At 42.9% G+C, this 13,264-nt stretch carries 11 protein-coding genes; 5 read left to right on the top strand and 6 right to left on the bottom strand.

Going from position 1 to position 13,264, the window contains the following annotated elements; all coding sequences use genetic code 11:
- Positions 1-375: 375 nt before the first annotated feature.
- Genes BM126_RS12290 through BM126_RS12300 form a run of 3 tightly spaced genes read left to right on the top strand, consistent with a single transcriptional unit; the run spans position 376 to position 2,858 of the window.
- Positions 376-1,008, top strand: a complete 633-nt coding sequence (locus tag BM126_RS12290) for a GNAT family N-acetyltransferase (protein ID WP_090989778.1) — start codon at positions 376-378, stop codon at positions 1,006-1,008.
- 27 nt (positions 1,009-1,035) lie between these two features.
- Positions 1,036-1,680 (top strand): acetoin utilization AcuB family protein, encoded by a 645-nt coding sequence (locus tag BM126_RS12295; RefSeq protein ID WP_090989779.1) that lies wholly within the window; start codon positions 1,036-1,038, stop codon positions 1,678-1,680.
- Positions 1,677-2,858 carry an acetoin utilization protein AcuC gene (locus tag BM126_RS12300; RefSeq protein ID WP_090989780.1) on the top strand — a complete coding sequence of 394 codons (1,182 nt, stop codon included), beginning with the start codon at positions 1,677-1,679 and terminating at the stop codon, positions 2,856-2,858. The genes BM126_RS12295 and BM126_RS12300 overlap by 4 nt, the downstream gene beginning before the upstream one ends.
- A 75-nt stretch (positions 2,859-2,933) precedes the next feature.
- Here BM126_RS12300 and ccpA read toward each other — a convergent pair whose 3' ends face one another.
- Entirely contained in the window at positions 2,934-3,935 is a 1,002-nt protein-coding gene (gene ccpA, locus BM126_RS12305; protein WP_090989781.1) for a catabolite control protein A, read from the bottom strand.
- A gap of 481 nt (positions 3,936-4,416) precedes the next feature.
- Positions 4,417-5,493: a bifunctional 3-deoxy-7-phosphoheptulonate synthase/chorismate mutase gene (locus BM126_RS12310; RefSeq protein WP_090989782.1), complete on the bottom strand. Its 1,077-nt coding sequence runs from the start codon at positions 5,491-5,493 to the stop codon at positions 4,417-4,419.
- Between the two features lie 268 nt (positions 5,494-5,761).
- Between BM126_RS12310 and BM126_RS12315 the strand changes: the two genes are divergently transcribed.
- A complete protein-coding gene (locus BM126_RS12315) occupies positions 5,762-7,921 on the top strand; it encodes a cell division protein FtsA (protein ID WP_090989783.1) in 2,160 nt (719 codons plus the stop codon).
- Positions 7,922-8,214: 293 nt separating this feature from the next.
- Here the strand turns inward: BM126_RS12315 and ytxJ are convergent, their stop codons facing one another.
- The 3 genes from ytxJ to BM126_RS12330 form a co-directional block, all read right to left on the bottom strand.
- Positions 8,215-8,538: a bacillithiol system redox-active protein YtxJ gene (gene ytxJ, locus BM126_RS12320; protein WP_090989784.1), complete on the bottom strand. Its 324-nt coding sequence runs from the start codon at positions 8,536-8,538 to the stop codon at positions 8,215-8,217.
- A gap of 106 nt (positions 8,539-8,644) precedes the next feature.
- Positions 8,645-9,229, bottom strand: coding sequence for a YtxH domain-containing protein (locus BM126_RS12325; RefSeq protein WP_090989785.1), 585 nt, complete (start codon positions 9,227-9,229; stop codon positions 8,645-8,647).
- 30 nt (positions 9,230-9,259) lie between these two features.
- A complete protein-coding gene (locus BM126_RS12330) occupies positions 9,260-9,748 on the bottom strand; it encodes a DUF948 domain-containing protein (RefSeq protein WP_090989786.1) in 489 nt (162 codons plus the stop codon).
- 445 nt (positions 9,749-10,193) lie between these two features.
- Between BM126_RS12330 and BM126_RS12335 the strand changes: the two genes are divergently transcribed.
- A complete protein-coding gene (locus BM126_RS12335; RefSeq protein WP_090989787.1) occupies positions 10,194-11,309 on the top strand; it encodes an aminopeptidase in 1,116 nt (371 codons plus the stop codon).
- A 494-nt stretch (positions 11,310-11,803) separates the two neighbouring features.
- Here BM126_RS12335 and murC read toward each other — a convergent pair whose 3' ends face one another.
- Positions 11,804-13,105: a UDP-N-acetylmuramate--L-alanine ligase gene (gene murC, locus BM126_RS12340; RefSeq protein WP_090989788.1), complete on the bottom strand. Its 1,302-nt coding sequence runs from the start codon at positions 13,103-13,105 to the stop codon at positions 11,804-11,806.
- Positions 13,106-13,264: the final 159 nt, after the last annotated feature.

Genomic DNA, 13,264 nt, shown 5'->3' on the forward strand with positions numbered 1-13,264 from the left:
TCTATTCGACTTTACTTCTTTATTATAGTATAGAAAACTTTTATTCTCAATTTTTTAAATATTCACCTTTTCCTTTTTCAGGAAATTTATTGGCCAATCTATCGACAAGATTTGATATAATCATAGAATGAAAAGACGGTTCTGTGAAAAGCAGATTCGTTATAGCAGAAGAATGTATGCCTGAAGTCCCAACAGGCCAGCAGGCACTAAGCTTTAAGGATCGGGGCACGTTAAATGGGTATAACAGCCCGTAAAGGCCAGTATAGAATTTTCCATCAGCGTGGATGAAAGAAAACATCCCCAGATGGAAGTTTCACTTGCCTGTCAGATTATTTAGTATAATGGAAGAGACTATTTTTTAGAGGTGGTGAAGAAATGGAGCATATAAAAAGATATAATGCCGTGGAGCTCGGGACCAGCCAGGGGACATTGATTATTGAAGGCCCTATTTCATCCGAGAAGCTTGCCAAGTATGAATTTCATGAACATTTGGTTGCGTTTCGGCCTCCCTCGCAGCAGCACAAAGCATTAATTGAGATTGCAGATTTGCCAGAGGGCAGGATTATTATTGCCCGCCACCAAAACACGATTGTGGGCTATGTCACATATTTATATCCTGACCCGCTTGAGAGATGGTCGGAAATAGAAATGGATGATTTGATTGAGCTTGGCGCAGTCGAAGTCATACCGGAATTCCGGGGTGTTTCAGCCGGCAAAAATATGCTGAAGGTTTCTATGATGGATGATGCTATGGAGGACTTCATCATCATTACCACGGAGTATTACTGGCATTGGGATTTAAAGGGGACAGGATTGAATGTATGGGACTACCGCAAAGTCATGGAAAAAATGATGAGTGCAGGAGGCCTGGTCTATTATGCGACAGACGATCCTGAAATCAGTTCGCACCCTGCAAATTGCCTGATGGCCCGTATTGGAAAAAGAGTGGACAGCGAATCCATTCAGAAGTTTGACCGATTGAGATTCATGAATCGTTTTATGTATTGACGGGAATCAGAGGAGGAGGAACAAGATATGATTGTTGAAAAAATCATGAAAACAAATCTCACCGTGCTTACCGAAAATGATACGATTCACCGTGCCATAACCCTGATCAAGGAAAAACAAATCCGGCATATTCCGATTGTGGATGATGACTTTAATTTAATTGGTCTTGTAAGTGACCGGGATATACGTGATGCTGCCCCTTCCATATTCCGGACAGAGGAGTTTAAAGAAGACCTTCAAAAGCCGCTGAGCCTGATTATGAAAAAAGAGTTGATTACAGGTCATCCGCTTGATTTCGTCGAAGAAATTGGAGCTGTTTTTTGTGAAAACAGCATAGGCTGCCTTCCTATTGTAAAAGGGAAAAAGCTAGTGGGCATCGTCACTGGCACCGATTTGCTTCACTCTTATGTCGAGCTTACAGGCGCCAATAAGCCTGGCTCGCAAATTGAAGTTCAGATTCCTGACAAGCCAGGGGTGCTTCATACTATTTCAGGCATATTCAAGAAAAGAAAAGTCAATATACACAGTTTGCTCGTTTATCCCGCTGATAATGAAACACATAAAATCCTTGTTATCCGTGTTCAAACCATGAACCCTTTTGCTATTGCAGAAGAATTGCAAAAAGAAGGCTATTTAGTTCTTTGGCCTATGCAGCAGGAGCTCCCATTATGAAAAAAGAAGCCGTATTCGTTTATTCCGATGATCTTCTTGCATATAAATTCAAAGAAGGCCATCCTTTCGACCAAAAAAGACTGGGTATTACCCTGGATTTATTAAAAAAACAGCATGCCATCAAAGAAGAAGATATCGTGAAGCCGAGAATGGCGACAGATGAAGAATTAATGCTCATCCATGACCCTTCCTTTGTAAACGCTGTCAGAATGGCCGGTCAAGGCAAGCTTTCCGGGGACCGTGCAGATAGTTATGGTCTCGGAACCGAAGATACACCCATCTTTTCAGGCATGCACGAAGCATCCGCCCTGCTGGTTGGCGGCACTCTGACTGCTGCAGATTATGTGATGTCCGGAAAATCGCTTCATGCCTTAAATCTTGGCGGAGGACTCCACCATGGCTTCCGCGGCAAGGCCTCAGGCTTTTGCGTGTACAATGACAGCTCTGTTGCCATTAAATACATTCAAAAGAAATATAATGCCAGGGTTCTTTACGTTGATACTGATGCCCATCACGGTGATGGTGTGCAATGGTCGTTCTATGATGATCCTTCCGTCTGTACGTTTTCCATTCATGAAACCGGGCGCTATCTGTTCCCTGGGACAGGCAATATCAGTGAGCGGGGCCAGGGACAGGGCTATGGCTATACCTTTAATTTGCCTGTAGACGCATTTACTGAAGATGAGTCATGGCTTGCTTCCTACAAAACTGCCTTCAGGGAAATCATTGAGTTCTTTAAACCAGACGTAATACTTACCCAAAATGGAGCAGATGCTCATTATTATGATCCTTTGACACATCTTTCTGCCACAATGAACATATTCAAGGAAATCCCGCGGCTGGCACATGAGCTGGCACATGAATACTGCGGGGGGCGCTGGATTGCTGTTGGAGGCGGCGGCTATGATATTTGGAGGGTTGTTCCAAGAGCATGGTCCATGATATGGATGGAAATGGCCGGATACAGGCAGACATCCGGAGCCTTGCCAGCTGACTGGATATCAAAGTGGCAGCCGGAGTCTCCAGTACGGCTGCCTGAGCACTGGGATGACCCGGATGGCATGTACACGCCGATTCCAAGAAAGCAGGAAATTACCGAGAAAAATGCTCAAACCCTGGATAAATGCCTATATCCAATCAGGTCCTACAAAACGGCTCCTGACAACAAAAGTCCCTAGCTTCATGAATATCTGATCCATAAACAGCAGCTGCCGATCTTTAAAGTGAAAAAAAAACGTCCCGCAGGACGTTTTTTATTTTGTAGATTGGCGTTTTTCAATACGATGAGGAAGAGTGACTGAAGCATCGCCTTCTACTTCTTCTTTATTCATCAATTTTGTCAGAAGCCTCATGGCTACCGCGCCAATATCATATAAAGGCTGCACGACCGTTGAAATCTGCGGGCGGACCATTAATGTCAGACGGGTATTGTCAAAGCTTATTACCTCAAAGTCATCCGGAACATTAAAGCCTTTATCCTGTGCTGCATGTACGATGCCAAGGGCCATTTCGTCAGCGCCTGCAATAATTGCCGTAGGCTTCTCCCCTGCTTCAGCAAGCTTTTCAAATGCTTCAATTCCTGAATCGTAGGTGTAATCTCCTTCCACAATAAGATTTTCACTTGCTTCTATACCAGCTTCCTGCAGTGCACGCTTATATCCAGCAAGCTTTTTTTGGTTAACAGGCTGTGAAAGGCTGCCTGAAACCAGCGCAATCCTTTTATGGCCATTGCGGATAAATTCCGAGACCGCGTCATAAGAGGCTGCTTCATAATCAATGTTGACTGACGGGACCTGCCCGCTGTCCTCCACCGAACCTGCCAGCACAATCGGCACCGGAGATTTCTTGAATTCCTCTATATGTTCTTCAGTAATATTGGAGCCCATAAATACAATGCCGTCCACCTGTTTGCCGAGCATGGTATTAAGCAGGTGAAATTCCTTGTCCCTATTCTCATCTGAATTGCTCAGGATAATATTGTATTTGTACATTGTCGCAATATCTTCAATTCCTCTGGCAAGCTCTGCAAAGAAAATACTGGAGATATCCGGAATGATTACTCCAACTGTTGTCGTTTTCTTGCTCGCTAGACCTCTTGCTACTGCATTAGGGCGATAGCCCAATCTATCGATGACTTCAGATACTTTCTTTCTTGTTGCAGGCTTTACATTTGGATTGCCGTTCACCACACGGGAAACGGTGGCCATGGAAACATTTGCTTCGCGGGCCACATCATAAATCGTTATATTATTCATCTTCCCACTCCTCCATTTCTTTTACTTTCTCCTTAAAATAGCGGATTATTTCCGATATTCCATAACTTTTCATATTTTTTCCCGCATTAACAGGCAGTAATCCCCTCTGCTCCACAAGAATTGGAAACCAAAGCATGGGATAACTGCCCGAAAAGCAAGTTCAACGAACCATCAATGAAAAAGAAGAAGACCTCCATTGATGGATGTCTTATACATCATCCTTATTTCAGCGCGAGCGACTCATTTCTATCTTTGTTCATTTGTGAGCAATAAAAAGAGCAATCCTGGTGGATATTTGGAGCACTCTTAGGCATATCAATAATCAACGGACTTGTACTTTATTTTATTATCATACGATAGTAGAACCCTTACTGCAATGTATGAGCCCTTATTTAATCAATTTTTTAAAGCAAAACGCCCATTCAGCTTGTGAAAGGGCGTTTGCGGGATCAATTATTGGATTTTTGCCTGCAGTTACTTATTATACAGTAACCCAGTTCAGCTTTTGTATTTCAGCAAAGAAATCATCAAACTGATCTAAGTCCATTTGCTGTGCTGAATCAGATAAGGCAACTGCCGGATCCGGATGGACCTCCGCCATTACACCGTCTGCACCAATTGCAAGGGCAGCCTTGGCTGTCGGCAGAAGCAAGTCGCGCCGGCCTGTAGAATGTGTCACATCTACCATGACAGGCAAATGGGTTTCCTGTTTAAGGATTGGGACAGCGGATATATCCAATGTGTTCCTTGTTGCACGTTCGTAGGTACGGATTCCGCGCTCACATAAAATGATGTTTCCATTGCCCTGAGACATGATGTATTCTGCTGCATGAATGAATTCATCGATTGTAGCAGCAAGCCCCCTCTTAAGCAAAACAGGTTTGTTAACAGAACCTGCTGCTTTCAGCAATTCAAAGTTTTGCATATTGCGTGCGCCAATTTGGATAACATCCAGGTATTCACATGCAAGTTCTATATCATTTGGATTGACGATTTCGCTGATGACCGCAAGCCCATATTCATCTCCGACTTTTTTAAGGATTTCAAGGCCTTCTACTCCAAGTCCCTGGAAATCGTAAGGTGAAGTCCGCGGTTTGAAAGCCCCTCCGCGCAAAAGCTTAAGCCCTTTTGCTTTTACTGCTGCAGCAACTGTTGCTACCTGTTCGTAAGATTCAACAGAGCATGGGCCAAAAACAAAGCTTGGAACGCCATTGCCGATTAATTCGCCTTTTAGATTCACAATTGTATCTTCAGGTTTTTTCTTCCTTGAAACCAATAAAGCCTTTTTCTGATCTTCTTCTTGAAGACCAAGTCCAAGCTTGAATATTTCTTTGAAGATGTGTTTAAGAGAGGCAGCCTCAAGAGGGCCCTCATTATTCGCTTCAATTAAATCGAGCATCTTTCTTTCACGGACGGGATCATAACGATTCACACCCTGTTTTTCTTTTACCCGGCCAATTTCCTGCACAAGCTCTGCTCTTTTGTTAATTAGCTGCAGTAAATCAAGGTTTACTCCATCAAGCTTTTCGCGTAAAGCATCAAGATCTTTATTGCTCATTATAATCCATCCTTCCATAATAAAATGAGTGCTGATTCAGCCGCCAGGCTTCAAACCTGCTTGCCAGCCGGAAAATTCATATAAAATTATGCCACTTATCATTCCATTTCCGGTAACTTTTATGAAATAAAAAAGTATGTTACATTTCTTATATAATTTTTAATTATTATAAATGAAAAATAATAGAATGTCACTCATTTTTTCTTTATTAAACAAACGCTTTTAAGCGTTAAAGTATAAAAACCAAATTAAAGAAGGTGTTTTCGCTGTGAAAGAAAAACTTTTTGCTCTTGATATAGGTACAAGAACAGTAGTCGGAATTATCCTTGAAAGGAACTCAAACGGCTACAGCATCCTGGATATTTTATCAAAGGAACATTCTGAGCGTGCTATGCTGGACGGCCAAATCCATGATGTTGTAGCCGTATCCAGGGTAATTGAAGGCATTAAAGCTGAACTGGAGAAAAAACATGGCCCATTAGACCAAGTAAGTGTCGCTGCTGCGGGAAGAGCACTGAAAACAGAACGTGCAAAAGTAGAAATTGATATAAAAGGCAAGCCGATCATGCAGCGGGAAGACATCCTCCATCTGGAGCTTACTGCTGTCCAGAAGGCACAGGGAGCAGCAGCAGGACAAGATGATACTCAATCAGACTATCATTACTATTGTGTAGGATATTCCGTTTTATACTATCATCTCGATGATCAGGAAATCGGGAACCTTATTGATCAGAGCGGTGAAAAAGCTTCTGTGGAAATCATTGCTACCTTTCTTCCTAAAGTAGTCGTGGAGTCTCTGCTTGCTGCCTTGAAGAGGGCAGACCTGACCATGCAGGCATTAACACTTGAACCCATTGCAGCTATTAACGTGCTCATCCCTGCCTCTATGCGCCGGCTGAACATAGCCCTTGTGGATATAGGTGCCGGAACCTCTGATATAGCCCTTACAGACTCAGGGACCGTGATTGCTTATGGAATGGTTCCTGTCGCAGGAGACGAGATTACAGAAGCTATCAGCGATGCCCTGCTGCTGGATTTTCCGATGGCTGAAACGGTTAAAAGACAGCTAAACAGCAAAGAAGACTTTATTTCCGTAACAGATATCCTCGGATTTAGTCATGACATGCAAAAAAGTGATGTGATTAAAGAAATATCAGGAGCACTTGAGCGGCTTGCCTGCTCCATTTCTGATGAAATTCTTTCTTTAAACAATGGAAACCCCCCAAAGGCAGTCATGCTTGTGGGTGGCGGCAGCTTAACTCCCGATCTCCCGGGGCTGCTTGCCAATAAATTAAGCCTTCCTGCGAACAGGGTGGCAATCAGGGACATAGAAGCCATACAGAATCTGGTTTTTCCGGAGACAATGCTTAGTGGTCCAGAATTTGTTACACCAGTCGGCATCGCTATAGCTGCTGATAAAAATCCTGTTAAATATTTGAGTGTAACTGTTAATAATCAAACCATCCGATTATTCGACATGAAAAAGATGACGGTGGGAGATTGCCTGCTTACTGCGGGAATCAAATTAAATAAATTATACGGTAAGCCTGGAATGGCCATGATTGTCCAATATAACGGCAAGTCAGTGACCATCCCTGGAACTCATGGCTCTAAGCCGGAATTATCACTTAACTCCATGGAGGCTTCACTTGCGGATGAGGTATCAGAGGGAGATGTGATAACTGTTAGAAAGGGACAGGACGGGATGCAGGCCAATTATTCTATCGCAGAGCTTGCCGACCATATCCCTCATAAATCTGTCTCCATTAACGGTGAAAGATTTATAGCTTCAGCAGAATTAATCAGGAATGGCCTGCCAGTTACAGGTGCGGAGCCGCTAGGTGATCATGATGTGATTGAATGTAAGATGCCTGAAACCATCTCCTCATTGCTTTCCCGTTTAAAGCTAAAAGATTTATTAACGAATATTCACCCTTTTACTATACAGCTTGATGATAAAACAATCAGACTGCCGGGATACTCCCATAAGCTGAAAAAAAATGGAATGGAAGCAGATATTTATGATTCCTTTGAAGACGGAGATGAACTGATAGTCATTGCACCACAGCCTCCTGCAGCACAGGATTTACTTAATGAAATAAACTGCCAGTCCGATTATTCTATACCCATTTCTTTTAATGGCAAAAAAATGTCCCTTTCCAAAAAACTCTCTGAACTCCATCGCAACGGAGAACCATTAGGCGCTCATGACGTAATAAAGAACGGAGATATGTTGACGCTGATCCAGCATAAGATGGAGCCATTTATCTTCCAGGATTTATTCCGCCATGTTGAAATTGAAATGCCCAAGGATTCAAATGGACGTTTTATTCTGATAAAAAACAATAAAGAAACCAGCTTTCATGAAACCGTCTCACCTGGTGATGAACTTAAAATCCTGTGGCCAACCGCCATGAAAAATTTCTGAGAGCCCATAATAAAAGGCTGTTTTCGTAAATTTTGCTGCTACCTAAACAAGGGGCTGATTTCCGCTTCAGGATGCTCTCTTTCCGTGGGGCGGGCGGTGAGCCTCACAAGCAATGCTTGCGGGGTCTCATCTCCCGCTAATCCCACAGGAGTCTCGCACCTTATACTCCAATCAACCTGGTTTAACAACAGAATCGCTTCACAGAACAATTAAAAAACAATCTGTAAGAGGAGAGTCTAATAAAAAGATGCATCCTGCTGAAAAGCACAGATGCATCTTTTTTACTGTTGATTTTATTGAACTGCTTTAGTTAAGGATTCATTGGTTATTCTGCTGTGAGAGGCATTCCATACCGGTTCTCCATTTTTAAATAGGATAGCTTGGGGAGATTCATGCCTGATATTGAATTTGTCTGCAATATAGGCGGAAAGAGGCCTCGCCTCCTGTACAGCCAAATAAGCAGTATTAACGGCTTCATTTTCTTTAACAAAACGTTCATACTCACTAAAAGCCGCGCCGCTTATCGGGCATGTCAGGCTATGCTTAACAAGCAAAAAACTGTCCTGTTTCAGCAATTCTTCAAATTGCTCCTGAGAATCAATTTTACGTGCATTCATTTTTGAACTTCTCCCTTCAGTCATGCAAGATTTACCGCATACGAAAAAAACAAATGGCGGTGAAGCCATGTTATCACTTCACCGCCATTATTTTCAAACTCACTGCTTACTTGTTATATTTATTCTCTGTTTCTTCAAATGCCTTCTTTGTTTCATCAAGTTTTAGCTGTGCTGCGTTTTTATTGCCGCTTGAAAGATCAGCACTGCTGCCTGATGATGCATTGTCAGATGAATTGTAGGACGTTTCTACAGAAGTAATTGGAGAGCCTGATTCACCTTGTGTGCCGGTTGATGTTTTCCTAGTCGCATTCGATTCGCCTGAACCCGTCTCTTTATCACCGGTTTTCAAGCTTTTTACTTTGTTCATAAGGTCAGCAGACTTGTTGGTTACAAGTTCTGAGACAGTGCTCGTTTTGTCTTTTGCTGTGCCTGCAATGGTTGTGCCTTTTTCCATAGCTGCCTGGCTGAGCTTTATCGTTTTGTCTGAAATATTTTTTGCCTGAACATTGAAATCGCTTCGCAGCTCTTTCCCAGCCTTTGGAGCCATGAATAGTGCTGTAGCAGCACCAACCATTCCTCCGACAAGCGCTCCAATGATGAAATCCTTCGAGCTGCTTGATTCGCGGTCTGCCTCATATGTTTTTTGGTAATCCCTCGTATATTCCTTTGGCTGATATTCTTTTTGAGTCATTTTCATTCTCCTTTCAGTTTTCATATTTTTTTAATATCTGGATCTTAAGAATTTTTTCTTTGGCAATTCATCTGAAAGGCCTTCAACAGGCACTGAAGATGACGGCTTGGACTTTCTTGATTTCCATTTGTCCTTGATTTCCAAGGCTACATTGCTCCATTGTACGATTTGCGATATTTTTTCCTGGTTGTTGTCAATTTCAAATTGAACCTTTTCAGAAACCTTCTGCATGGAAGTGTTAAAGCTGGAAATGGAGTTTCCAACACCTTTAACCGCATTTACCACTGTATTCAGGTTTTCTGACTTATGCTGCAAATCTTCAGCAAGGGCATTTGTTTTATGAAGGAGCTGAGTAGTTTCCAGCGATACCCCCTGCATTTGCCCTTCCAGCCCTGTCAGGGTCTGCGCAACACTGTCAAGCGTCACCTGCAGGGATTTCAATGTTCTGGACAGGAAAATCACAAGGACTAAAAATGCGACTGCTGCCACTGCTGCACTCAAATATAATATAATCTCCATGGGGCACCTCCAATTTAAAAATTCAGTACATTATGTACTAGTAACTTGTATGTTTAATACCCTTTCCCTTTTATTATAAACGTATTTATTTTTTCAATATAGCCTAAAAAAAATCCTTCTTTTTGAAATAATTTTTCTTAGGTTTGTTTAATCAGTCTGCTGATTAATGCACGCTAAGCGGATTAGCCCGCCTGGTTCCCGGGTTATTCTTCTTACATCCGAAGACCTGCAGGCTCAAAGACTGCGCGGAAACCCTGCCAGCTCTCCCATGGATTCTTGCTTTCTGCACGAAAATCAGCAGGGAAGTTTGACCATGTCATTTTCTTCATGACCCAATGATTACGACAGCCTGCCCATTTTATTTCTAATTCCGAAATATTTATTGTAGCAGAATCCAAAGAATCGGTTACAATAGAAAGGAATCGTTAATATTGGAGGCTGTGTAATGAAAGATCCCAGAATTGAAAAACTAGCGAAAAACCTTATCAACTATTCTGTTAAGCTGCAAAAAGGAGAAAAGGTTCTTATTGAGAACTTTGGCCTTCAGCGCGAGCTTGTCAATGCCCTTGTAAAGGAAGCCTATGCCGCGGGCGGATATCCATTCGTGCTGCTGAAGGACCATAAAGTAGACCGGTCATTATTAATGGGCGCACAGGAAGAGCAGTTCAATTTAATGGCCCAGTTCGAAGCAGACGTAATGAGCAAAATGGATGCATACATCGGTCTTCGCGCCGGGGATAACATTAGTGAGCATGCTGATGTGCCTGCAGAAAAAATGGCCATTCACGGAAACACCATCGGCAAAAAAGTACATAGAGAAATCCGTGTTCCAAAAACAAAATGGGTGGTACTGCGCTACCCGACCAATTCAATGGCCCAATTGGCCAAAATGAGCACAGATGCTTTTGAGGACTTTTATTTTGATGTATGCAACCTTGATTATGGAAAGATGAGCGAAGCAATGGATGCTCTTGCCGGCTTAATGGACAAGACCGACAAAGTTCGTATTGTCGGGCCTGGAACAGACCTTGCATTTTCCATTAAAGATATTAAAGCCATAAAATGCGCAGGCGAATTAAACATTCCGGACGGAGAAGTGTATACGGCTCCTGTCAAGGATTCAGTCAACGGCGTAATCACCTACAATACTCCCTCTCCATATCAGGGCTTTACTTTTGAAAATGTAAAGCTTACGTTTAAAGACGGAAAAATTGTTGATGCCAGTGCCAATGACACACAAAGGATTAATGAAATTTTCAACACAGACGAGGGTGCCCGTTACGTGGGTGAGTTTGCCATCGGTGTTAATCCATTTATCCAAACTCCGATGCAGGATATCCTGTTCGATGAAAAAATTGACGGAAGCTTCCACTTCACTCCAGGCCAATGCTATGATGATGCTTATAATGGCAACCAGTCAAACATACATTGGGATCTTGTGAATATCCAAAGGCCTGAATACGGCGGCGGGGAAATCTATTTTGACGATGTCCTGATCCGCAAAGACGGCAGATTTGTCATCCCGGAGCTTGAGAAACTAAACCCGGAAAACTTAAAATAATTTTAGTATAAAAAAAGGAGATCCCGCGGGATCTCCTTTTTTTATTGATGTTTCGGCCACAGAAAGCAAAGTGCGCCTTCCATGGCCGAAACCCTATTTGCCTCGGGCCCCCAGGACGGGGGTCACAAAGACGTTGCCGCAGGAAGCGGCGTTCTTAGTCTTTGATCCGCAACAAGGCGGTTGCGCTTTTTATTAATCCAGCTCCACCGCCTAGCTCGCCTTGCAAAAGATGTTTCGGCCACAGAAGGCAAAGTACGCCTTCCATGGCCGAAACCCTATTTGCCTCGGGCCCCCAGGACGGGGGTCACAAAGACGTTGCCGCAGGAAGCGGCGTTCTTAGTCTTTGATCCGCAACAAGGCGGTTGCGCTTTTTATTAATCCAGCTCCACCGCCTAGCTCGCCTTGCAAAAGATGTTTCGGCCACAGAAGGCAAAGTACGCCTTCCATGGCCGAAACCCTATTTGCCTTGCGGGCTGAACAGGCGGTTGCGCTTTTTATACTTCAATCAGTTTTTCGTATGCGCTTTGGAATTTTTGGATGTCTCCAGCGCCCATGAATAAAATGACGCTGTGTTCATGTTTCTTCAAGAGGTCTGTATTTTCTTCGGAAAGTAATTCAGCACCAGGAATTTTTTCCTGCAGGTCTTCAATAGACAATTTCCCCTGGTGTTCTCTTGCAGAGCCAAATATTTCACAAAGATACACTTTGTCTGCCAAGTTCAAGCTCTCGGCGAATTCAGCAAGAAATGCTTGTGTTCTAGAGTAAGTATGCGGCTGGAATACGGCAATGATTTCACGGTCCGGATATTTTTGCCGTGCTGAATCAACGGTAGCCTCTATTTCAGTTGGGTGATGTGCATAGTCATCAATAATGATTTGGCCGCCTGCCTCTTTTTCAGAAAAACGGCGCTTCACTCCGCCAAAGGTTAATAATTCTGCTTTGACAGTTTCCGTATCCAGATTTTCATACTGGCAAAGTGCGATTACTGCCAGGGCATTTAAAACATTATGTTTTCCGAATGTAGGAATTGTGAATGTGTCATAAAGGGTATTGCGGACATGCACTTCAAAAGTTGTTCCTTTTTCAGAAACCGAGATATTGCGTGCCTGGAAATCATTTTCTTCTGCAAATCCGTAAAAAATAACCGGAACTTTTGCCTGTATGCTTTGCAGATGCTCATCATCCCCGCATGCAATGATCCCTTTATTAACCTGAAGGGCCATTTCCTGGAATGCCTGGCATACATCTTCAACATTTGCAAAGTAATCAGGATGATCGAAATCAATATTGGTCATAATTGCATAATCCGGATAGTATGAAAGAAAATGACGGCGGTACTCACACGCTTCAAAAACAAAATACTCAGCGTCTTTTATGCCTTTTCCCGTTCCATCCCCAATGAGATATGAGGTCGGCTTTGCGCCGCCCATGACATGGGCCAGCAGTCCAGTAGTCGATGTTTTGCCATGAGCTCCTGTTACCGCAACACTGACAAAACTCTTCATAAAATCGCCAAGGAAACGATGATAACGAATTACTGGCAGTCCAAGCTCCATCGCCCGGACAATCTCCGGATGTGTGTCAGGAAAAGCATTGCCTGCCACAATTGTCATATCCGGCTGTATATTTTCCTCATTAAAAGGAAGGATTTTTATTCCTGCTTTTTCTAAAGCAACTTGTGTAAAAAACTTTTTTTCATAGTCGGAACCTTGAACCTGTAAGTTCATATCATGAAGCACCTGTGCCAGCGCACTCATTCCTGAACCTTTAATACCAACAAAATGGTAAACAGTCATATATAGAACCTCCACCAATCGTCTATCTGTATGACAGTATATGACGTCATCTTTTTATTTGCGTTTTTCTCTGAATGCTGTGCAAGCCTTCAGAAACACCGCTTTTTTTTTGATAATCTTTACTGATTTAAATGGCTAATGAGTTTGGCTGCAATCAAC

The sequence above is a fragment of the Bacillus sp. OV322 genome, assembly GCF_900112495.1.
Classification (GTDB): Bacteria; Bacillota; Bacilli; order Bacillales; family DSM-1321; genus Peribacillus.